Here is a 23,891-nt window from a genome sequence, read left to right as displayed (position 1 = left end):
AGAGAATTTTTGTCAGTCAAATTATTAAAAATAAATACATTTTATATAACAGTGTAAAATAAAAAGGTTCTTGAGGTAAGTCTCAAAAACCTTTTTTGTACCTTTGGATATAATTGTATTTAAATGGCTCTTTTTAAAATAAGCAACTGCTGTCCGGGCATTAAAATATCCTTTTCATTTAAATTATTAACCATTAGAAGATTATCCACAGTAGTCGAATATTTCTTAGCAATTTTCCACAAACTATCACCGGGTTGCACAATATATATTACTACACTGGGCATAGAAATAATTTTTGCCTCATCAAGAGTGCCTTCAGTTGCCTTGTTAATAACAGGTATAACCTTTATGGTTTCAACTCTGGCATTTACACCTATTGCACAACGAACCTCTATCTGGTCTGTTGACAGCATACTATAATTACAATGCTCCATTTCAACACTTGTATCTACCTTCATATCACTTGCCAAACCTTTAATATCAACAACATGTTTAAACGGAATCTCTTTACTGTAACAGAATACAGGCTGTTCCTCATCACTGGACAGGTAAATTACGTTATTTAACACAGAGCCTTCCACAGTCAGTTTTTCATCCTCTATTTGCGTGTCAGAAACGTTGCACTTGCTCAATACATTAAAAATTTCCCTTACATCAGGATTAAAATCTTCAAAATTTAATGTATCCTTGACTATAAGCTGACTTCTGTTATCTGAAACAGTCTCGTCTATAGAGAACTGTTGTTTTTCAAGGATAATCCTCGTTTTAGGGCTATAGGCATCTGTCAGTACTTCAAATGATTTCTTGTACAAACCCGTTACGTAGATGTTAATTGTAGCCTCAGCTCTTAGATTCCTGCTCTCTCCGTCACTATCCTCAAAAGGTTCAACCTTGTAATCAATTAAATCAAAATCCACATTTACATCAGTATCTTCCCTGACACCCTCAAGTTCAATAAATTGTGTAAATGACAGCTCATTTTCCATGTATTGCATACTTCTGGTTTCATCATCGGCTATGTACAAGGTAGCAATATTTATATCACCTTTCACTACTACATTACCGTCAGCTATTTTAAAATCTTTACCGGACAACTTTAAATCATTTCTCAGAATTTCCCCGATGGTAGGCTTTGTAGAAGGAAGCTCCATATCTTCCTTTATAATAAAGTTGACCTTATTACTGCCTAGATAAGTATTAATATCAATATCATTTTTCAATACCTGAATATCTTCTACACCCGTTACCCCTGAGGCTATTTCCCTATCAATTTCATCAAGTACCCTGCAATTTATTGATAAGATAGCTTTTATATTTACTTTTCTTTCATTAAGGAGGGTGTAATCTATATGCTCAATTGTGCCCTTTGCTCTGCTTTTAACACCGCTTCTTACTCCCGGTATATCCATGGTATAAGAAAATGGGATATTTGTGATAATACTTTTAACACTTCTATTTTCATCTGCTGAAATATACAGAATCTTAACTAACAGGCAGCCTGAAACCACAGCTCTGTCAGTACCTGTATCACACCCGGTAACAAATACATCTCCATCCAGAAGAAGTATCTTGGCAATATCCGGTTTAACATCCGGAACAATTATATCGTTTTCAATAACATTATCTATTGTATCCTCACCTAATAAATTGTTTACTCTAAATGCCTGCTTTAACAACTCCAGAGACATTTTTCCAACCTCCCCTTATCCTTAAATATTGCATATCACAATCTAAAATATGAAAACAAACAACTATGTACTATGTAATATATATTTTCCATGTAATGGTATTATTCCTCAAAAATACTTTTAATTATATTTTATTCGTCTACAATAACCTACAAAACAAAAAAGAGACACAAATATTTGTGTCCCCTTTTTGTTTTGTTATATTATTAAGTTTCTCAGAAAGCTTATAACATAAATCCTAATGATTAATAAAAATCTTAAACAAGACTAACATACCTGAATTTTTTTATCATCCTTACATACAACTAATTCAACAGCTTTTGTCAATATATCTGTATAGCTATATGAAACTCTTCTGGTATTATCATACTCGTTTTCAAACTTAACTACGAAAATACTTGGATAAGTATTTTCTAAGACGCCTTCACGTATGAAAGATTTTTTACGTCCTTTATTGGCTCTGAGCTGTACCTTTTCACCAATACAGCCTTCGATATCTCTTTTTATCTGAAAAAGCTCTCCTTTGTCAATCATGGTATCACCTCATCATCAGTTTAATTTATTATAGCACAAATTTCGTCGCTTGTCAAAAATAATCTATTATACAAGCGTATTGCCCTTATGTCAAGTATTTTTTGTGTGTAGCCCTACTATAGGGGGTGCCTTGAAAATGGAGTTTCTTGTTCATCAAGTTCTTCATTTTTTTGTTCTTCATTGTTTTCTTCTAAAATATCAAGATCATCCTCTTGTGCATCAGCTATTAACCGAACTTCTACGCCCTTAAGAATAATTATTTTTCGGCCTTCACAGTCTTTGATGTCACATACCCTGAAAAGAACATCTTTCTCATAAGATTTTCTGTAAACCAAGCTTCCTATTTCAATCTCCTTCATAATTATTCTTCCCCTTCAAGTTATAGTATGCCAAATATATAAATAATTATTAAATCTATAATAAATTTAGTAATTCAGCCATTATACTTTTAAATAGTCTCTATATTCTATACTATGATTTTTGAACCTTGTTTTGTGAACTATTGTGTCAAGTCTATTTAAGTTATATAATATTTTCGTATTTAAGTTAATTATTCTAGACCTGTTATATATACGGAAATGGTGTTTTTTTAAATAATAAATATTTTTGGAAGGGGAAATTATATTGCAAACTGATATACAAATTGCTCAGGGATGTAAAATGCAGCATATTGCAGATATAGCAAAGAATCTTGGTATTGACGCCGAAGAGCTTGAATTCTACGGAAAATACAAAGCCAAGTTATCAGATAAGCTGTGGGATAAAGTTAAGGATAAAAAGGACGGTAAGCTCGTTCTTGTTACCGCTATAAACCCAACTCCCGCCGGAGAAGGTAAAACAACCACCACTGTAGGTCTTGGACAAGCTATGGCAAAGATAGGAAAAAATGCAGTCATAGCTTTAAGAGAACCTTCTTTAGGCCCTGTAATGGGTATAAAAGGAGGTGCTGCCGGAGGGGGCTATGCACAGGTGGTTCCTATGGAAGACATTAACCTTCACTTTACAGGTGACATGCATGCAATTACTGCTGCAAATAATCTTCTTTCAGCTGCAATAGACAATCATCTTCAGCAGGGAAATACTCTTAATATAGATTCTCGTCAAATTGTTTGGAAGCGTTGCATGGATATGAATGACAGAGCTTTAAGAAATGTAATTGTGGGGCTTGGAGGAAGAATCAACGGAGTTCCCAGAGAAGATGGATTTAACATCACCGTTGCCTCAGAAATAATGGCAATACTCTGCCTTGCTCTTGATATTACAGACTTGAAAAACAGACTTGGACGTATTATTATTGGCTACACCTACGAAGGTAAACCGGTTACTGCACATGACCTGAAGGTTGACGGTGCAATGACTCTTTTGTTAAAAGATGCAATAAAGCCAAATTTGGTTCAGACCTTAGAAGGAACTCCTGCTTTAATGCACGGTGGACCTTTTGCAAATATTGCCCACGGATGCAATAGTATTTCCGCTACAAAACTCGCTCTGAAAATGGCTGATTACGTTATTACAGAGGCAGGCTTCGGCGCTGACCTTGGCGCAGAGAAATTTTTTGATATCAAATGCAGATTTGCAGGCTTTAAACCCGATGCAGTTGTACTTGTGGCTACAATAAGGGCACTTAAGTATAACGGGGGAGTAAAAAAAGAAGAGCTTAAAGAAGAAAATGTGGAGGCTTTGTCCAAAGGCTTTGCAAATGCACAAAAGCATATAGAAAATCTGAAACAGTTCGGTGTACCTGTTATGGTTGCAATTAATCATTTTGACACCGATACCCAAGCTGAAATCAAGCTGGTTCAGGAAAAGTGCAGTGCTATGGGTGTTGAGGTTGCATTTTCAGATGTATTTTTAAAGGGCGGAGAAGGCGGAATAGAGTTGGCAGAAAAACTTGTTGCTCTTACTGATTCTACGGTATCTAATTTTGCGCCTATATATGATGAAAAGCTCCCTATAAAGGAAAAGGTACACCAGATAGTTTCAAAGATTTATGGTGGCAGAAATGTTATTTATAATGCTGCTGCTGAAAAAGCTATTGCTAAAATAGAAGAAATGGGTCTGGACAGACTTCCAATCTGTATGGCTAAGACCCAATATTCTTTGTCTGATAATCCTCAACTTCTTGGCAGACCTGAGGATTTTGATGTCACTGTGAAAGAGGTTCGAATTTCCGCAGGAGCCGGATTTATAGTAGTACTCACCGGAGATATAATGACTATGCCGGGATTACCTAAAGTACCGGCAGCAGAGAGAATTGATATAGATGATACCGGCGTTATTACAGGACTATTCTAATAAAGCCGGATATATTTTATAGCCGACCATTTGGTCGGCTATTTTTATTTGACAATGGATTTTTTATAATGCCGTAAATTTCTCCAGAAAGATTCGGTGGCACTGTGCCTCATCAATAACTTCCTGTATTCTAAGCAGATAACTTTGTTCAGACCAGCTTTTCCTGCTATTGTAATACTTATTTATTACCCTCCAGAACTTTTGGGGAAACATAAGCATGATTTTCATGATATTCATATCACTTCCGCTTAAGGTTTCATAACGGCTGTATTCATTTAAAATAACGGCTGCCTCTCTAATATCCCAGTTACACTTTCTCATCTTTCTTCTAAGCAAATTTACTAAGTCATATACCTTTAAATCATAGCAGCAGTATTCAAAATTAATTAAAAACATTTCATCATTCTGCAAGTAAATATTGTGATGATTAAAATCATGATGAGAAATTGTCCTGTTATGCTGAGCATCTTCCACAAGCTCATAATAATCAGAGGTAAGAAGCTGGCCTAAAGCCTTTTCACCAACCTCATAAAAATAATCAATATTTTTAGTTACCAGATTATCAAATTTCATTCTGCCCCTTTGAGCATTCTTCTTAAGCTTCTTAATTTCATCCAAACGTTTTCTATAGCTGCCCGGCATCCTTCCCAACTCACTTCTGCCATAGCTGTTTTCAGAGCACACAAATCCATAGGAAGCCCTGTGCATTTTAGCAAGTAGGCCTGCACACCCTATTGTTTCCTCTGTGTTGTCAAGATTGCATTCCCTTCCATCGATATAATCGGATATATAAACAGTCTGGTCGTTAAACTGCATACTAAAGTCGCCTTTAACAGTGGGGATATTTCTATCAATATGTATAAAACCGTTTTTAATCAAATGCTCTTTTACTTCCCCGATAAAATTAATTCTTTCCTGTTTAACCGTGGATATTTTTATAAGTTTTCTACCTGAGTCCGTGTCAGCCAGAAACATATCCCTAAAGTTATTTAAATTTTTAATTTTTAGGTTGTAATTTAATTGCAATTCCTTTTCAAATTCATTCATATTGCCCTCCAAGAGCTGTTTTTGTACTTAATGCAACTTTAACAGCGTGTACATTTTATTTAATAACAATATCCTTGCAGCATAAAATGACTATTAAGCAAAATGTGATACTAGATTATATGAAAAGGATGGGATTTGTAGAATTAAAACTTGTTTTTTATATCTTTATTGCTTAGAAATGCAGCTCCGCAATAAACACACATAGCTCCTATAATTGGGTACGCATACCTGTCAAAGGACATATATACACAGTGTACAAAATTAAAGTATAATGCAATGAATACAATAAGACTGGTTTTCATAAAAAACCTCTCCTTTGTGGCCTTAAAAACGGCATATAAGGAGGTAATTAATATAAATAAGTGGTAAACTGTCGCCAACCAATAACTGATGCCCATTATATTAATCCAATAAAATGGAAGCACCCAAAAATAAAACGTCTTCCCCAGTGTATACCAGTATAAATACTTTATAAAATGATTTGAGAACCCTTCACGTATTCTTTTTATTGCTACATTTCTTTCTATGTTGTCTGTCTCCAGAGCTGTTTTTCCAACCTCATAGTTTGATGTAGTTTCAGGAGTTTGAATGTAGTTTATATACGTACCCTGCAAAAGTGGATTTCCACTTGACGCCGTTAAAGGAATAAATGTCCGGTATTCATTATAATTCCTCATCCACCAGGGACAAGCCGATATAATAAATATTAGCGACATTGTAATACCAAGCTTTATACATTGGGACAGACTATAATGTTTGTTAATAAATATATAGAGCAGAAAAAAACACGGATAAAATAACACAGTTGGTCTGCAAAAGACGGCAATTATCCATATAACACTTAGAATTGCAGACTTTAAAATGTTAAGATTATCACAAAACTTGAAAGAAAAATATATTAAGGCCAGAAAAATAAAAGTAAAAAGACACTCTGTAAGAATATATCCCGGTGTTATCAGGTTTGGAGGGTAAAAGGAAAATATCAGAGCTGATATCAACCCTGACTTTTTATTAAACAACTTTTTGCCTGTTAAGTACACAAATAGAATACTGATTGCAGATAACCCTGTTTGAACTATTCTGACAGCCTGTAGTCCCCAAAAACCTATTCCGAATATCTTTAATACCCCACTGAGAAAAAGAGGGTACAAAGGCATTATAAAAACCGTAGCTTCATTGAAAGTTCTGTAGGTGAGAACCCCACTCTTTAAAAAGTAAAGCGCACTCATATAATAATTAATATCATCACTGTGAACTGATAATATCTCCGAATAGTTAAAAATCAATATAAGTTTAATTATTGTTGTTATCAGAATTAAGGTTAAAACAGCTAACGAATATTTGTTCTTCATATAATCCTTTCACCCCATTGTAAAAGTGTTATCTTATTCCATGGTATTCATACAACCCAAAATCCTGAAAGTATGAAAAAAACCCGCCGGACTCATCCGACGGGTTTTTCTTTTAAATATATTATTTATAAAGTTCTACTAACTTTAATAAATGGTCATAACGAGCCTTGGCAGCAGCTTCTGACTCTTGGAAGAGCTTATCTGCACGCTCAGGGAATGCACGCTGTAAACGAGTATAACGTGTTTCGTTATTGAGGAACTCTTGATATGTTCCGTCACCCGGCTTGGATGTCAAAGTGAACGGATTCTTTCCTTCAGCCTTCAATGCAGGGTTGAATGAGAAGAGATTCCAGTAACCTGAAGCAACAGCCTTCTTCATTTCATCCTGACAGTGGTTCATTCCGCCCTTAACTCCGTGGAGTTCACATGGAGCATAACCAATAATCAAGGATGGTCCGTTATAAGCTTCTGCTTCTGCAATAACTTTGATTGTCTGATTTGGATTTGCGCCCAGAGCAATCTGTGCTACATATACATAACCATAACTCATAGCGATTTCAGCAAGACTCTTCTTACCGATATCCTTACCGGCAGCAGCAAACTGACATACTTCACCGATATTTGATGCTTTTGATAACTGTCCGCCTGTATTTGAGTACATTTCTGTATCAAATACCATTATGTTTACATTTTCTCCTGAAGCAAGTACATGGTCAAGTCCACCGAATCCGATATCATATGCCCATCCGTCACCACCGAGAATCCAAATAGATTTCTTAGCGAGGTATTGTTTCTTTTCAAGTATTTCCTTTGAAATATCACATCCTGCAGCAGCAGCCTTTTCAAGTTCAACTACCAATGCCTTAGTAGCAGGTGTATTTTCTCTTGTCATATCCTTTGTTTCAATGAACTTAGCAATAGCAGCTTTTAATTCATCAGAAGCCTTATCGGATGCAGCAAGCTTTTCAATCATAGCTATGGCCTGATCACGGATAACTTTTTGTCCAAGTTGCATACCGTAACCATGCTCAGCATTATCTTCAAACAATGAGTTTGACCAAGCAGGACCCATTTTTGAGTCTTTGTGTACTGTATATGGGCTAGTAGCAGCAGGGCCTCCCCAAATTGAAGAACATCCTGTAGCATTTGAAATATACATTTGCTCTCCGAATAACTGAGTTACTAAACGAGCATATGATGTTTCAGCACATCCTGCACAGCTTCCTGAGAATTCGAGAAGCGGCTGATTGAACTGTGAACCCTTAACAGTAGTATCTGCAGGCATTCCAGGTTTCTTTCCAACGTTTTCAACCAGATAATCAAATACTGGCTGTTCTTCAGCTTGTGATTCCTGAGGTACCATCTTGATTGCCTTTTCCTTAACAGGGCATACTGTGATACACTCACCACATCCCATACAATCTAAAGGAGATACGCTCATAGTAAATTTGTATTCACTGGCTTTTGGCTTAGTATCAGCTAATTTAATATTAGCAGGAGCAGCCTTTATTTCATCTTCACTCAACATAAATGGACGAATAGTTGCATGTGAACATACAAATGCACAACTGTTACATTGTAAACATAATTTTGCATCCCATTCAGGAACTAATACAGCAGTACCGCGTTTTTCATAAGCAGAAGCACCCTGTTCAAATTGTCCGTCAGCAAAATCAGCAAAAGCAGATACTGGGAGACTGTCACCATCCATTAATGCAATTGGATTAAGAAGACTCTTAACCATATCAACTACCTCTGGACGGCCTGTGAGTTCAGGTGCTGCAGCATCAGCTTTAGGATTTGCCCATGAAGCAGGAACTTCAACTTTATGAAGTGCACTTACACCTGCATCAATTGCTTTGTAGTTCATTTCTACAATGGCGTCGCCCTTCTTACCGTATGATTTCTTAGCAGCTTCCTTCATGAACTTAATAGCTTCGTCAATTGGCATTACATTTGCCAGCTTGAAGAATGCTGATTGAAGGATAGTGTTGGTACGTTTACCCATACCGATTTCAGCTGCCTTATCAATAGCGTTGATTGTATATAACTGAATGTTATTATCTGCAATATATTTCTTTGCAGCAGCATTCAATTTAGTATCTAATTCTTCGTCTGACCACTGACAGTTAATCATAAAGATTCCGCCCGGCTTAACATCCTGAACTATCTTGAATCCTTTAACGATGTATGATGGATTGTGACATGCAACAAAGTCAGCCTGATTTATGTAATATGGACTCTTGATTGGCTTATCACCGAATCTAAGGTGAGATATAGTTACACCACCTGTTTTCTTTGAGTCATATTGGAAATATGCCTGAATATATTTATCAGTGTGGTCACCGATAATCTTAGTTGAATTCTTGTTAGCACCAACAGTTCCGTCTCCGCCCAGACCCCAGAACTTACATTCAACAGTTCCTGCAGCAGCAGTTATAGGAGCCGGCTTGATTTCAGGTAAGCTTAAATGTGTAACATCATCTACAATACCTAATGTAAAGCGAGCCTTAGAAGTCTCATTCTTTAATTCAGTAAATACTGCAAATACTGAAGATGGAGGAGTATCCTTTGAACCCAAACCATAACGGCCATTAGTTACAACTATATCATTAAGTCCTGCTTCACGAAGAGTTGCAGCAACATCGAGGTATAATGGTTCACCCAATGCTCCTGGTTCCTTTGTACGGTCAAGAACAGCTATCTTCTTTACTGTCTTTGGAAGAACCTTTAACAAACTGCTGGAAACCCAAGGACGATACAAACGAACCTTGATAAGACCAACTTTTTCACCTGCAGCAGTTAAGTAATCTATTACTTCTTCAGCAACATCACAGAATGAACCCATAGCTACTATAACACGGTCAGCGTCCGGTGCTCCGTAATAGTTAAATAAATCGTAATTTGTACCAAGTTTAGCATTTACCTTAGCCATGTATTTTTCAACAACAGCTGGTAATTTATCATATGTAGTATTACATGCTTCACGGTGCTGGAAGAATATATCTCCATTTTCATGTGAACCACGCATTGTTGGTTTTTCAGGGTTTAATGCATGTTCACGGAAAGCCTTAATGGAATCCATATCACACATTTCTTTTAAGTCTGCATAATCCCAAGTATCAATTTTCTGAACTTCGTGGGATGTACGGAAACCATCAAAGAAGTTTATAAAAGGAACTTTTCCTTCAATTGTTGCAAGATGTGCAACTGCACTTAAATCCATTACTTCCTGTGGATTTGATTCAGCTAACATTGCAAAACCTGTTTGACGGCAAGCATATACGTCACTATGATCACCAAATATGTTTAATGCATGTGTAGAAACTGTACGTGCAGAAACGTGGAATACACTAGGAAGTAATTCACCTGCGATTTTGTACATGTTAGGAATCATCAAAAGAAGACCTTGTGAAGCTGTGAATGTTGTTGTAAGAGCACCTGCAGCTAATGAACCGTGAACAGTTCCGGCAGCTCCTGCCTCAGACTGAAGTTCAACAACTTTAACCTGACTACCAAAAATATTTTCCCTACCAGCAGCAGACCACTGGTCAACAGAATCAGCCATTGGGCTTGAAGGTGTGATTGGGTAAATAGCAGCAACATCAGTAAACGCATAAGAAACATGTGCGGCAGCTGTATTGCCATCCATCGATTGTTTATGTCTTGACATTTTAACTTACCTCCTTAATAACTAAAAACACTATTCAACGACATATTCTATCATTTTTTTGCCCATTTGTAAAGGTTGTACAGCCTTTGTTTTGTTCTTTGTATACAACATTGAACGTAGAATTCCCCATAAATTCACGTGTAACGGCAAATATTTAATTTAAATTTTACAATTACTATATAGAAGGCATATTTACATAAAACATTTAATCTGGCCCATTATCCTACTAAAAATTGTTGATTATAACAATAAACCAAAAATTTTGTGCTTAACGAACTACACCATAAACTTTAAGAAAACAAGAAGTATCAGTCCGGGTACTCCAAGAACTCCGACTATCAATGCAGAGTATACATTTAATGCTATTCTGAAACTAAAATATGAACCTACAAAATTAATAATTATTAATAAGATTACACCAAGAATTATATTAATGAAAAGTTTCTTAACCACTTTTCCTATATTCATAGTAGTACCCCTTTCAATAAAAGGTTTGTCCCTGCTATAAGAAATATATTAACTAACTCATCTAAATATTCTGCAAAAATAAAAAAGGACTTTATTCACTTTATGAATAAGGTCCCTTTTAGGTACGGTTATAATTCATTAATGCCCATGGCTTTTGCCTTCTTTATTAGAAATTCAAACATAGTTTCATACGCTTTTATCTGGTATGTATAGTAGTCAACCATTAATGAATCATTTACATAGTCAAAATTTGTGTAGGCCTTTTGTAATTCACCTTTTACTTTTTCTATTTCCTTCAGGAGAATAACCCTCTCATTGGCCAATGTTTTCGCTTCTGATGTTTTTACAACGTTATTTAATGATTTATTAAGCGATAATTCCATAACTAAACTCCTTAATACATTATAGTATTATAATGATTGACCCATTATAATACTATTTATGCAAATCGGGAAATATTCGCTACTGATATTTTTCAACCATGAGAGCGCCATTATTTTTCAATATTTCAAGGATATCCTCTGAGCGTTCTTCATCTGTCATCATGCTAAATAATGCATTTCCGTTCGAGATTAATTTTTCAAATTTCTTTTTTTTATTTCTTGGAATTTTGAAATCTAAGAAGCCTCCTATCAGCCCCCCTAAGAGTAGCCCCATAAATAAGCCTCCTATAGGCCCTGCAGCTGCTACAAAACCCAACCCCTGAATAAACATACTAACCCCACCTATAAGTATCCCTGCAATGCCTCCAACAATGCCTCCGGTAACTATGCCGTCGGATATTCTTACACTTAAACTGCCGGGTCTTATAAATGGGTTATTATTTTTTTCACTTATTTCTATATTTCCGCCGTCTGTGGCCTTATAACTGTTTATATTACTTCCTGTTTTGGTTATTATAGATATATTATCAGTTCTAAGTCCTTTTTCGCGAATTTCGTGTGCTGCTTTTTCAGCATTTGCATAAGCTTCAAATATAGCCACTACCGTTTTAGCCAATAAAACCACTCCTGTATAATCAAGTAGTTTTATATTTTACTCAAACTGCTCTTGTTTATACAGATTTATACATATTTTAATAAATCAGACGGACATTCTATAAATAAATCCGGCTCAACTCTTTCAAGTTCAGCTCTTTGACTATAGGTCCATGCAACAGCAGCACTTCTTACTCCTGCATTTTTTGCACACATTATATCTAGCGGGCTGTCTCCTACGTATAAAACTTCATCCTTGTTTGTTACACCCGCTTTACTCATTGCAACAATCAAGGGATCACCATCCGGCTTATGCTTTTTTGAATCCTCTGAACCGTTAACGAATATAAAAAATTCATCAAGATTAAACAGTTTTAATCCTCTGAGAGCCAATTCTCTCCTTTTAGAGGTTACAACTCCCATAACTATTCCTTTTTCATAGAGACTTTTTATGGTTTCAAAAATACCAATAAAAACTCCAATACAACTATCATGTCTTTTATCATTATACGCTCTGTAGGTCTTTGCAAGCTCTTCCTCATGTCCGGGATACAAATCTTTAAAATGATTGATTAAAGGCATACCAATATAACTTATAGTCTCTTCCTCCGGACGTGTTTCACCGAAATGATGAATAAACGTATAGTTAAAGGAATCCAGTATCAAAGGGACAGTGTCTATAAGTGTTCCGTCGAGATCAAAAAAAATATACTTAAAATTATTCATTGTAATGTATCATCCATCCTCTTTTATTATTAATAGACTAATGTTAATCATACTTATAAAACTTTTGTTCGTATAATAGTTTATGCATAATTAATTAGCTTGTTAATTTTTATGATATTAATTATAATCTATAATATATGTAAATCATATATACTTTTAGTTTATATATTTTACTAAATAGAAATTAATCAGTTAGCATAATAATTACTTAAAGTAGAGGGTGGATCATTTGAAAAACACGATAAAGCATTCTTTGCCTAACCTCCTAACATTTATTAATCTCTCACTTGGAATTATTGCATTATTACTTGCAATAAAAAATGATATGATACAGGCATCACTATTGGTTATGGTTGCTGCATTAACAGACAGATTTGATGGTAAAGTGGCAAGAATGTTAGATAGTACGAGTGAACTTGGTAAAGAATTGGATTCGCTTTCAGACTTAATTTCTTTTGGTGTAGCACCAATAATTATTGCCTGGAAGATAAGTTTCATGGATTTAACAGTTCTTGGGTACTTAATTGCAGTATTGTTTCCTATTGCAGGTGCATACAGATTGGCTCGCTACAATGTATCTACATTCAACAATGTATTTTGTGGGGTTCCCATAACTATTGCAGGTGCATTTTTATCAATAGTTAATATGTATAACAGCTATTCTATAGAACATCATAATTATGGTAATGTCAACACTATAGTAACTGCGATAATAATTGTTTTACTTTCCTACCTAATGATTAGTAAAATTCAGATTAAAAAAAGGTAAATATTTTTTAAAAACCATGATTTCGTTTGAAATCATGGTTTTTTTATTCACATTTTACATGAAAAACAATTTGTTTTATCCACAAACTATTATATCTATGTTAATAACCTTTTAAAAATACAATCGCATCTGTGAATTATTTTTTACTTTTTTAAATTGTAGGATTCAGTTTATCCCTATAAATATAGAAAAGACACTAGTTTTTGAATTTTATTTCAAAACAGTGTCCATTTTTTTACTTGTAAAACGCTGAAAAGCCTGATAAATCAGGCTTTTCATACAAATTGTGGCGGAGAAGAAGGGATTCGAACCCTTGCTCCAGTTGCCCAGACTAACGGTTTAGCAAACCGTCCCCTTCGACCTACTTGGGTACTTCTCCATTAAGCTTGAGCTGGCTTAAAAGCCAGCTCATATTTTTTTGGCGGAGAGAGTGAGATTCGAACTCACGGTAGGCTCACACCTACGCCGGTTTTCAAGACCGGTGCCTTAAACCAACTCGACCATCTCTCCATAATGGTTTTGTCAAGCGACGTGTTTTATTTTACAATGATTTTTTACTTTTGTCAACACTTTACTTTATAATAAACCATAACTTTTAAAAGTAATTTATTCCTCTAAATGTTTTACACCATTTTTTCCAAAATTTTATTCATATTTCTGGTAAATTCACTTGTGGGACAGTTAATCTTAAATTCACTTATTATTCTTTTTGCATCATCATAACTTGAACTCTTATAATATGATGTCGCTAAATAATAGTATGCGTCATCAATGTAATATTCATTCTTATTAGAGAAATCAATTGCACGATTCAAATTTATTATAGCCCCGGCATAATTTTTACTTTTATAATTCTTGTAACCATCTCTATATAGCTGTAATGAAGCTTTCCCATAGCTTTTATCCATCAAATTATTATAAGTATTTAGACCTTGTGTGCTTAAATATTCCATTTTAACATCATATTTTAGGGTAACGGCGCAATTTACATAATCCTTCTGATTAAAATATTCCAGCGCCTTAACAAGTGCATCTGTTGCAGTTAAGGTACTATTATATTTTGATTCCATATCAGTTGTTTTTGAGCTTTGAGTAGCAATTTCCTGTTCAGAATCAACTAATTTATTCCTTAGTGATTCCAATTCCTTATTTAGTCTTTCATTTTCCTTTAAAGCTGATTTTAGGTCAGTTACAGCAGAAAGTTTTGCCTTTTCCTGAGAAGAAAGTTTATTCTGATAGTCGCTTATATTATTCTGAAACTTTACCTGACTATATGCTGTTAATAAGAGTATAATAAATGCACCAGTAAATAAAATTACAGCATACATCCATATTTGCTTTTTTTCATTTTTATTTTCTTTATTACTATGAAAATGAATATTCATGTTAAAAGGCCTCCATTTTACTCCCGGAAACATTAATTGAATTATTTAATCTACGTAACTTCTTTCAATGTTTGTTTTCTTAGCTATATCAATAGCTTGTATCTCTTCTGCCGATAAAGTATATTTTGATTTTCCTGATATAACAGGTTTGGAATAAGTTGAAGAACTTTCTCTTGCGTATATTCCGCTTATAACTACACCTGAATCATTACTATCTAAAAGAGCAATAGCAAAACTTAAATCACTGCCAACGTTATCAAAAGCATTAAATCTAACAATTCCTACTTTTTGTATACATTGCAGCAATCTTCTTTCTATATTATTAATCTGCAATTCAATTTCTCTATTTTTGCTGCTTACAGAATTTGTACTATTTAAACATGTCTCCAAAAGTTCTTCTATATTTCTGTCACTTAACCCATTCATAAATTTTCTGTATTTAGTTTTAAGCCTATTTGTCTTCCTTATATTAGCTATAAGCATAAAACAATTAAGTATAATAAATATAAAGCAAATTCCAAACAACACTAATACTTCAAACTGCAAATTTAATATATTCGTAAAAAAGTCACTCATTTTAACCTGCTCCCTTGTGATTTCACTCCATGTAGTTAATTATCTTTAATAAATTACCTTTTAAAGCTTAATTTCCATTTTAAAGCTTTACTTTTTTAAGGAATATAATATCATTCCTCCACTTAAAATAATGGCTCAAAATCGATTTTAAAAGCTCACTTTTTTCAAGTTTTATAAAAAAAATCAAGTAACCGTTCCAATTCATCATTGGAATAGTATTCAATTGTAATTTTACCTCTATTATTTTTTGACTGTAGTTTAACCTTTGTTCCTAAAATATTTTTCAATTTATTTTCCACATCAATTAATTCAGGGTTATTTACTTCTGTTTTTTTTCTATCTTTATTATCTCCTTTACAAAGTTTCTTTACGTAATTTTCTGTTTCTCTTACACTTAATTTATTTTCAATTATAAATTCAGCAGCTTTTTGTTGTAACTCCTTGTCCTGAATTATAACTAACGTTCTTGCATGTCCGCTTGTTAATTCACCGCTAATAATAAATTTTCTGACCTCATTTGTCAATCCCAGCAATCTCAAAGAATTTGCTATAGATGGCCTGCTTTTTCCAATGGTAGCAGCAATTTGCTCCTGAGTTAAACTATACTCATCCATTAGATGAAGAAAAGCTTCAGCTTCTTCAATTGGATTTAAATCCTCCCTTTGAAGATTTTCAATAAGTGCAACTTCCATAGTCTGCTTATTGGAAAAATTCTTAACAATTACAGGTACCTCCACCAAACCTGCCAATTTTGCAGCTCTCCATCTTCTTTCACCTGCAATAATTGTATAAGAATTATCCTCTTTTTTAACAATAATAGGTTGAATTATCCCATGCTGTTTTATAGATTCAGCTAGCTGTATCAATTTTTCGTCATCAAAATTTTTACGTGGTTGTGCTATATTAGGCTCCAATTCATTTATTCTTAGTTGCAAAATACCTGCTTCTTCGCCCAATGCTTCATTTGAGATTAATGCCCCAAGTCCTTTGCCCAGACCCTTTTTTATCATAAGTTCTATACCACCTCTTCAGCATACTCAATAACTTCTTCTGCCAAATCTATATAACATTCAGCACCTTTTGACTTGGCATCATACAAAATAATTGGAAGACCAAAACTTGGTGCCTCGCTTAATCTAACATTTCTCGGAATTATTGTTCTGTACACCTTATTACTGAAATATTTTTTGACCTCTTCTACAACTTGAATTGATAGATTAGTACGGGCATCAAACATTGTCAAAACAACGCCTTCAACATCCAGTTGAGGATTTAAGTGTCTTTGAACAAGTTTTACAGTATTCATTAGCTGACTTAATCCTTCCAATGCGTAATATTCACATTGTATTGGAACTAAAATTGTATCTGAAGCAGTGAGGGAATTTAAAGTAAGCAATCCCAGGGAAGGAGGACAATCTATTATAATAAAATCAAATTCCTTGCGTATGTAGTATAGTGCTGATTTAAGCCTATTTTCTCTCGAAATCATTGATACGAGTTCAACTTCTGCTCCCGCAAGCTGTATATTTGACGGACATATCATCAGGTTATCTATACAAGTCTTCAATAGGGTATTTTCAATTGGTTCATCATTAATAATAACATCATAAACAGAATGTGTTATGTTTTTCTTATCCACTCCAAGGCCACTTGTTGTATTTCCTTGGGGGTCTATATCAATAACTAGAACCTTTTTGCCCTTATATGCCAGACATGAACTTAAATTTACCGCTGTTGTTGTTTTCCCTACTCCACCCTTTTGGTTAGCAATGGCTATTATCTTTGCCAAAAATACCTCACTCCTTATTGAGCCTATTTACCTTATAATTAACAGAACACCTTAACAGGTGTCCTTTTGCTCTCTAATTGAAAATTATATCATATGACATATGATATTACAAAGAATATAATTTATTTGTAAAATGTTTCACGTGAAACATTAACAAATTTCTGTATTCATATTTTAAAAATGTTTTACGTGAAACATTTTTTCTTATAAAATAATTTTATAAAATAAAAAAAGGAGTAAAAACTCCTTTTTTTAGTAATATATCTACTAGATATCTAAATACGTTACATCCTTTGCATGCAGATGAATATATTCTTTTCTTGGTTCAACTTTTTCGCCCATAAACATACTAAAAACTTCATCAGCAGTTATTGCATCCTGTACATCAACCTTCATAATGGTACGTGTCTCCGGGTTCATTGTTGTCTCCCACAATTGATCCGGATTCATTTCTCCAAGACCTTTAAACCTCTGTATGTTTACATTTGGATCATCTTTTCTCCATCCACGGTCTTCAAAAATCTTACTTACCTGTCTGTCATCATACGCATAGTACTCATCTTTTCCCTTGTACACCTTAAATAGAGGTGGCATTGCAATGTAGACGTGACCTTGTTCAACAAGTGGTCTCATATATCTGAAGAAAAATGTTAATAGCAGCATTCTGATATGAGAACCATCAACATCGGCATCGGCCATAATTATAATCTTATCATATCTTAATTTTGAAGTATCAAACTCGTCCCCTATACCTGCACCAAGAGCAATAATAACAGGAGCTAGTTTTTCATTATCAAAAACCTTATCAAGTCTTGATTTTTCAACATTAAGCATTTTACCCCACAAAGGAAGTATAGCTTGAATTTTTCTATCTCTTCCCTGCTTTGCAGAACCTCCTGCAGAATCACCCTCAACAATAAATATTTCTGTTTTTGTCGGGTCCTTTTCAGAACAGTCAGCTAGTTTACCGGGAAGAGTACTTGAGTCCATTGCACTTTTTCTTCTTGTTAATTCCCTTGCTTTTCTGGCTGCATCTCTTGCTCTTGCTGCAGTAAGGCTTTTATCAAGAATTATTTTTGCAATTGCAGGATTTTCTTCTAAAAATATGTTTAATTTATCACTTACAACGTTTTCAACTAAGGTTCGTATTTCACTGTTACCAAGCTTAGTTTTGGTCTGTCCTTCAAACTGTGGCTCAGGTAGTTTTACACTTATTACTGCTGTAAGACCTTCTCTTACATCTTCTCCCGACAAATTTTTATCGTTTTCTCTTATAATATTGAATTTTCTGGCATAATCATTCAAAACCTTAGTAATAGCACTTCTAAAACCAGTTAAATGTGTTCCGCCTTCCGTAGTTGCAATATTATTAGCATAACTGAATACTGTTTCGTTGTAATTGTCGTTATACTGCATTGCAACTTCAACAATATTTGCATCTCTGATTCCTTCAAAATAAATAACTTTATCATGCAAAGGTTCTTTTGTTTTATTAAGATACTCAACAAAAGATATAATTCCACCTTCGTAATGAAGATTTTTTTCAATTATTTCATCTGGACGCTGATCAATCAGTTGTATCTTGATGCCTCTATTTAAAAACGCCATTTCTCTATATCTGGTTATCATAACATCAAAATCAAAAACAATATCTTCAAAAATATCAGGGTCCGGCTTAAATGTAGTAATTGTTCCACTATCTTCAGTTTCCCCAATTATTTCAACAGAAGTAATTGGTTTCCCTCGGGAATATTTCTGTCTGTAAATATGCCCTTCCCTTTTTACTTCAACCTCCATACTTTCGGACAATGCATTAACAACAGAGGCTCCAACACCATGAAGTCCGCCTGAAACACTATATGCACCACTTCCGAACTTTCCTCCGGCATGAAGTATTGTATGTACTACTTCAAGGGTTGGAATCCCCATTTTTGGATGGATACCAACAGGAATACCACTTCCATTGTCAGTTACGGTAATAGAATTATCCTTGTGAACAATTACCTGAATTGTATCACATCTTCCGGCAAGTGCTTCATCAACACTATTTGCAACTATTTCATAAACTAAATGATGCAACCCTCTGCTAGAAGTACTTCCTATATACATTCCTGGTCTCTTACGAACAGCCTCTAAGCCTTCCAACACCTGAATCTGGCTCTCATCGTAAGATGAAGTATTGTTAAAATCATTCATAGTATCTTGTATACTTCCTTTCAACAATCAATTAAATATTTGATATTTCAGTTATATATTTTGATCTTTTTTGCAATGTTACTGATGATATCGGAGATAAATATATCTTACTTTTTTTATCAGTCTCAGTAATAATAAAAGATTTTGGTAAGTCCTCCGATATACTTATTACAAAACCTTCTTCTTCTGCAACTTTAAGAAATTCTCTCGTATCTTTAGAAATTGTAGTCGTATCTATATCCATAATAGCTATCACATTTTTTATAGGAATAACAACATCTCCGCCTATATGCAAAAACATACTTTAAATCCTCCATAAATCTCTAAACCCAATTTTACAATATTAACTTATTTATTGCAAATTATCGTTTATAAACTACACTGAATATTTCCGCCGACAATTTTAAAAAAATTGCTTTCGCCGGATAATAAATTTTCAAAATGCTCTGTACTTGTGCATGTTACAAAAGTTTGAACTTCTTTAATGCTTTCCATAAGATATTTTTGCCTATTGTTATCAAGTTCAGACATAACATCATCCAAAAGTAATACCGGATACTGTTCTGTTTCTCTCTTAATCAATTCAATCTCGGCAATTTTTAGCGACAAAACTGCTGATCTTTGCTGTCCCTGGGAGCCAAATAATTTAAGACTTTTCCCATTAACCATAATATCATAATCATCTCTATGGGGTCCCATAGTAGTATAACCAAGTATTATATCTCTGGAAAGAGTCTTCTCCAGGCTTTTTATGTATAGATTCTGAATTTTGTTTTTATCATCATCTTCAGTAATCTGAAAACTGCACTTATAATCAAATGAAATTTTTTCACTTTTTTCAGTAAGAAAATTATGTTGACTTTCTGCCAAATTCGAAAGCATTTTTGAAAAAGTCCTTCTTGCAGTAATAATTGACGCAGCAACCTCAGCAAGCCTGATATTCCAGATATCAACAGTATCCATCAATTTGGGATTACTGTTGATATTCTTTAGAAGTGTATTTCTTTGTTTTAGAATCTTTGTAAGCTGTTGCAAATTATAAAAATAGGAAGGTCTTATTTGACTTAGTGTTATATCAACAAACCTTCTTCTTTCAGTGGGTCCCTGTTTTACTATAAATAAATCTTCCGGTGAAAACAATACAGCATAAAGATTTCCCATAAGTGCACCAATTTTCTTAATTGGAATTTCATTTATTTTAATTTGTTTTTTTTGGTTTTCATAATATTTAATTTCAATGTCTTTTTCTAAACTTCCGATATTAAAAACATTGGCATTAATACTAAAACTATCACAACCGAATTTAATTAATTCAGAATCCTTCGCAGTTCTGTGTGAACGACCGGAAGCACATAAATAAATGGCTTCAAGAATATTTGTTTTCCCTTGGCCATTATCACCATAAATAATATTAAAACGATCAGAAAATACAAGTCTAGTATTTGTATGGTTTCTATAATTCTTTAAAACCAAGCTTTTGACAATCAATGCACTACCTCATTTAGCTATTTTGAATTATTTTGTATTGTTTTTGATCGAATTCTACAATATCACCATTTCTGAGCTTTTTTCCACGTTGCAATTCAACATTACCGTTAACTTTAACAAAGCCGTCGATTATAAAGCCCTTAGCCATAGCTCCGTTATCGCAAGCTCCAACCCATTTTAAAAATTGATCAAGTTTAATATACTCAGTATTAATTCCTACGTCTTCCATAAAGCCTCCAAAAATTTCTTCGTATAATTAAATTCTAACAGCTTGTATCAGATATGCAAAATCATTGTTACTTTCAATAAGCGGTCTTAAAGTACATGGTGCATTTGTAGTAATAAAATACACAGAAGCCCTATCTTCGTCAATAGCCTTTAGTGCATCAATTAAAAAGGCAGGATTATATCCTATTTCCAGAGAATTACCCTCTATCTCGGCTTTAACCTCTTCACGGACATTTCCAAGATCCGCATTTGATGTAATTACAATTTTATCATTGCCTATAAAAAGCTTTACAGGGCTATTTTTGTCATTCATAGAAATAAGTGAAGCTCTTTCTAAACTTGACTGAAATTCTTTTATATTAATAACAACTTTTGTTTCAAAATCTTTATTAAGCAAGCTATTGTAATTCAAAAATTTACCCTCGATGAGCCTGGATACAATTCTCCATGACTTAGCATCAAATACTACCTGATTATTTGAACTGTACACAGAAACTTCATCATCAGTTGCCTGAAGGATTTTAGAAATTTCATTTAAAGTTTTTCCCGGTATAATAACACTAAAATCATTAATATCATTTTCTAAAATTTTTCTTCTCAAAGCCAGTCTGAATCCGTCTATTGATACAATAACCAATTCCTTATCCTTAACTTCAATCAGAGATCCAGTCAAAACTGGCCTGTTTTCATCAGAACCCACTGCGAACACGGTTTGTCTGATCATATCTTTTAAATCACCTTGTGTCAATGTTAGAACATTCTCTTTATCAACAACAGGAAGTGAAGGATAACCAGATGGATTTATTCCTTTTATCTCAAAATGTGAATTTTCACATTCAACAACTACCAGATTATTTACTGTAACTTCAATAAGAACCTCTGCATCAGGTAATCTTCTTACAATATCCCCAAATATTTTAGAATTTATAACAATGGAACCGGTACTTCTTATGTCAGCTTCTACATAGCATTCAATACCTATTTCCAAATCATTACCTGTTAACTTAAACTTATCCTCAGCGTTTAGTAAAATTCCTTCGAGTATCGGTAAAGTGGTTTTGGTTGATACTGCCTTTTGAACTATATTAATCCCGTTAAGTAAATTTTCTTTAGAGCATATAACTTTCATTTAGGTGCCTCCGTTTTTTTAAATATAATTAAAATATAAAAATAGTAATAATAGTAGTAGGGGGTGTTAAATCTGTGTATAACTTGTCTGATTTAGTTATACCAACCTCTGGTCGGTGTTAATAAAATGTTGACCAATCGAGACTTTTTTTCAACAGAACATTAAGTTTATCCAAAACCCTAAGTTATACACAGACTTTGATCACCAAATCAACATAAACTGTGTATAACTTTCATCAAATTCTAGATTTAACCCCCAGTTATATTTTTCTTTATATCCTCTACTGTTCTTCTTAGTTCCGCACTATTTTCAAGATCGTGATTAATCTTTTCACATGCGTGTATAACAGTTGTATGATCACGGCCACCAAATTCATCTCCAATTTTGGGTAGAGACATATCTGTCATTTCACGACAGAGGTGCATTGCAATTTGACGAGGAAAAGAAACGTCCCTGGATCTCTTTTTTGATTTAAGTTCATCCGTTTTTAGGTGAAAGTATCTGGATACCGCTTCTTGTATTGTTTTAGAATTAATAATAACTGCTTTACTGTTGTTCAGCATATCTTTAAGAGCTTCTACCGCCATATCAACATTCATGATATTCTCGGTTAAAGTTGAATATGCTATAACTCTATTTAAAGCACCTTCAAGTTCACGTATATTGGAACCTACCTTATCCGCAATGAAAACCATAACATCATCAGGTACATCCAAATTTTCAAGTTGGGCTTTTTTTCTGAGTATAGCGATTCTGGTTTCTAAATCAGGCGGAGCAATATCAGCTATTAACCCCCACTCAAATCTGGACCTGAGCCTGTCTTCGAGAGTAGGAATTTCCTTTGGCGGCCTATCGCTGGAAATGATTATTTGCTTATTGGCTTCATAAAGAGCATTAAAGGTGTGGAAAAATTCTTCTTCTGTTCTTTCCTTTCCCCCTATAAACTGAATATCATCAATAAGCAAAACATCTATATTTCGGTACTTATATCTGAATTCTTCATTTTTATCATCTCTTATTGCATTTATAAGTTCATTTGTAAATTTCTCTGATGAAACATATAAAACTTTAAGTGCAGGATTTTGACCTAAAACAAAATGGCCTATTGCGTGCATTAAATGTGTTTTTCCCAGACCAACTCCTCCATATAGAAAAAGAGGGTTATATGCTTTTGCAGGTGCTTCCGCTACGGCTAACGATGCTGCATGGGCAAATCTGTTTCCGTTTCCGATTACAAATGTATCAAATGTATATTTTGGATTTAGAAAAGACATATTTGAGTCTTCATTATATTCCTGAATTGCGGGTTTTATAGGACCTTGTGAAGGTATAGCAAAATAAATATTATATTCTCTATGACTTATTTGCCTAAATGCATTTTTTATTAGATATGAATATCTTGATTCAAGAATACCTTTGTTAAAATCAGCAGGTACACCTAAAGTAACTGTATTAGAATCAATAGATATTGGTTCTATTGTTAAAATCCAGGTATTAAAACTTATTTCAGTCATTTCGCCTTTTAGTAATTCCAATGTACGGTTCCATATTTCATTAAGTTGCACGTTCAT

22 protein-coding genes and 2 tRNA genes are annotated in these 23,891 nt (G+C 34.0%); 2 read left to right on the top strand and 22 right to left on the bottom strand.

Going from position 1 to position 23,891, the window contains the following annotated elements; translation table 11 throughout:
* Positions 1-119: 119 nt before the first annotated feature.
* The 3 genes from P0092_RS00120 to P0092_RS00110 all read right to left on the bottom strand — a co-directional run bounded on the left by P0092_RS00120 (position 120) and on the right by P0092_RS00110 (position 2,581).
* Positions 120-1,688, bottom strand: a complete 1,569-nt coding sequence (locus tag P0092_RS00120; protein WP_004619035.1) for a DUF3794 and LysM peptidoglycan-binding domain-containing protein — start codon at positions 1,686-1,688, stop codon at positions 120-122.
* 267 nt (positions 1,689-1,955) lie between these two features.
* Entirely contained in the window at positions 1,956-2,222 is a 267-nt protein-coding gene (locus P0092_RS00115) for a Veg family protein (protein WP_004619034.1), read from the bottom strand.
* Positions 2,223-2,338: 116 nt separating this feature from the next.
* Entirely contained in the window at positions 2,339-2,581 is a 243-nt protein-coding gene (locus tag P0092_RS00110; protein WP_004619033.1) for a sporulation peptidase YabG, read from the bottom strand.
* Between the two features lie 265 nt (positions 2,582-2,846).
* Between P0092_RS00110 and P0092_RS00105 the strand changes: the two genes are divergently transcribed.
* Positions 2,847-4,517, top strand: coding sequence for a formate--tetrahydrofolate ligase (locus P0092_RS00105; protein WP_004619032.1), 1,671 nt, complete (start codon positions 2,847-2,849; stop codon positions 4,515-4,517).
* 63 nt (positions 4,518-4,580) lie between these two features.
* On the opposite strand, the gene P0092_RS00100 is transcribed toward P0092_RS00105, so the two are convergent.
* The 7 genes from P0092_RS00100 to P0092_RS00070 form a co-directional block, all read right to left on the bottom strand.
* Positions 4,581-5,564, bottom strand: a complete 984-nt coding sequence (locus tag P0092_RS00100) for a CotS family spore coat protein (RefSeq protein ID WP_004619031.1) — start codon at positions 5,562-5,564, stop codon at positions 4,581-4,583.
* A gap of 143 nt (positions 5,565-5,707) precedes the next feature.
* The gene (locus P0092_RS00095) at positions 5,708-6,916 is read right to left on the bottom strand and encodes a glycosyltransferase family 39 protein (RefSeq protein ID WP_004619030.1); all 1,209 of its coding nucleotides are present in this window, start codon (positions 6,914-6,916) and stop codon (positions 5,708-5,710) included.
* Between the two features lie 121 nt (positions 6,917-7,037).
* Entirely contained in the window at positions 7,038-10,589 is a 3,552-nt protein-coding gene (gene nifJ, locus P0092_RS00090) for a pyruvate:ferredoxin (flavodoxin) oxidoreductase (RefSeq protein ID WP_004619029.1), read from the bottom strand.
* Between the two features lie 276 nt (positions 10,590-10,865).
* The gene (locus tag P0092_RS00085; RefSeq protein WP_004619028.1) at positions 10,866-11,057 is read right to left on the bottom strand and encodes a pro-sigmaK processing inhibitor BofA family protein; all 192 of its coding nucleotides are present in this window, start codon (positions 11,055-11,057) and stop codon (positions 10,866-10,868) included.
* 128 nt (positions 11,058-11,185) lie between these two features.
* A complete protein-coding gene (locus P0092_RS00080) occupies positions 11,186-11,440 on the bottom strand; it encodes a DUF2508 family protein (RefSeq protein ID WP_004619027.1) in 255 nt (84 codons plus the stop codon).
* Between the two features lie 79 nt (positions 11,441-11,519).
* The gene (locus P0092_RS00075; RefSeq protein WP_242831759.1) at positions 11,520-12,065 is read right to left on the bottom strand and encodes a hypothetical protein; all 546 of its coding nucleotides are present in this window, start codon (positions 12,063-12,065) and stop codon (positions 11,520-11,522) included.
* A gap of 56 nt (positions 12,066-12,121) precedes the next feature.
* Positions 12,122-12,760 carry an HAD-IA family hydrolase gene (locus tag P0092_RS00070; protein WP_004619025.1) on the bottom strand — a complete coding sequence of 213 codons (639 nt, stop codon included), beginning with the start codon at positions 12,758-12,760 and terminating at the stop codon, positions 12,122-12,124.
* A gap of 229 nt (positions 12,761-12,989) precedes the next feature.
* Between P0092_RS00070 and pssA the strand changes: the two genes are divergently transcribed.
* A complete protein-coding gene (gene pssA / locus P0092_RS00065) occupies positions 12,990-13,529 on the top strand; it encodes a CDP-diacylglycerol--serine O-phosphatidyltransferase (RefSeq protein WP_004619024.1) in 540 nt (179 codons plus the stop codon).
* A gap of 287 nt (positions 13,530-13,816) precedes the next feature.
* Here pssA and P0092_RS00060 read toward each other — a convergent pair.
* The 12 genes from P0092_RS00060 to dnaA all read right to left on the bottom strand — a co-directional run bounded on the left by P0092_RS00060 (position 13,817) and on the right by dnaA (position 23,891).
* Positions 13,817-13,908: transfer RNA gene (locus P0092_RS00060), tRNA-Ser, on the bottom strand.
* Between the two features lie 40 nt (positions 13,909-13,948).
* Positions 13,949-14,039 (bottom strand) — tRNA-Ser (locus tag P0092_RS00055).
* Positions 14,040-14,152: 113 nt separating this feature from the next.
* Positions 14,153-14,914 (bottom strand): tetratricopeptide repeat protein, encoded by a 762-nt coding sequence (locus P0092_RS00050; protein WP_004619023.1) that lies wholly within the window; start codon positions 14,912-14,914, stop codon positions 14,153-14,155.
* A 45-nt stretch (positions 14,915-14,959) separates the two neighbouring features.
* Positions 14,960-15,490: a DUF4446 family protein gene (locus P0092_RS00045; protein ID WP_004619022.1), complete on the bottom strand. Its 531-nt coding sequence runs from the start codon at positions 15,488-15,490 to the stop codon at positions 14,960-14,962.
* A 164-nt stretch (positions 15,491-15,654) separates the two neighbouring features.
* Positions 15,655-16,500: a ParB/RepB/Spo0J family partition protein gene (locus P0092_RS00040; RefSeq protein WP_004619021.1), complete on the bottom strand. Its 846-nt coding sequence runs from the start codon at positions 16,498-16,500 to the stop codon at positions 15,655-15,657.
* A 5-nt stretch (positions 16,501-16,505) separates the two neighbouring features.
* Complete coding sequence (locus tag P0092_RS00035; RefSeq protein WP_004619020.1) at positions 16,506-17,279, bottom strand: ParA family protein; 774 nt, start codon at positions 17,277-17,279, stop codon at positions 16,506-16,508.
* A gap of 267 nt (positions 17,280-17,546) precedes the next feature.
* A complete protein-coding gene (gene gyrB / locus P0092_RS00030) occupies positions 17,547-19,475 on the bottom strand; it encodes a DNA topoisomerase (ATP-hydrolyzing) subunit B (protein ID WP_004619019.1) in 1,929 nt (642 codons plus the stop codon).
* A gap of 31 nt (positions 19,476-19,506) precedes the next feature.
* The gene (remB, locus tag P0092_RS00025; RefSeq protein ID WP_004619018.1) at positions 19,507-19,776 is read right to left on the bottom strand and encodes an extracellular matrix regulator RemB; all 270 of its coding nucleotides are present in this window, start codon (positions 19,774-19,776) and stop codon (positions 19,507-19,509) included.
* A 68-nt stretch (positions 19,777-19,844) separates the two neighbouring features.
* The gene (gene recF / locus P0092_RS00020; RefSeq protein WP_276187022.1) at positions 19,845-20,963 is read right to left on the bottom strand and encodes a DNA replication/repair protein RecF; all 1,119 of its coding nucleotides are present in this window, start codon (positions 20,961-20,963) and stop codon (positions 19,845-19,847) included.
* Positions 20,964-20,976: 13 nt separating this feature from the next.
* Positions 20,977-21,192, bottom strand: a complete 216-nt coding sequence (locus P0092_RS00015; protein ID WP_004619016.1) for an RNA-binding S4 domain-containing protein — start codon at positions 21,190-21,192, stop codon at positions 20,977-20,979.
* Positions 21,193-21,219: 27 nt separating this feature from the next.
* Entirely contained in the window at positions 21,220-22,320 is a 1,101-nt protein-coding gene (dnaN, locus tag P0092_RS00010; RefSeq protein WP_004619015.1) for a DNA polymerase III subunit beta, read from the bottom strand.
* Positions 22,321-22,568: 248 nt separating this feature from the next.
* Positions 22,569-23,891: a chromosomal replication initiator protein DnaA gene (gene dnaA / locus P0092_RS00005; RefSeq protein WP_004619014.1), complete on the bottom strand. Its 1,323-nt coding sequence runs from the start codon at positions 23,889-23,891 to the stop codon at positions 22,569-22,571.

The organism is Ruminiclostridium papyrosolvens DSM 2782 (genome assembly GCF_029318685.1).
Lineage (GTDB): Bacteria > Bacillota > Clostridia > Acetivibrionales > DSM-1351 > Ruminiclostridium > Ruminiclostridium papyrosolvens.
The sequence above is the reverse complement of the archived record's forward strand: the minus strand, read 5'-3'. Positions and strand labels throughout refer to the sequence as shown.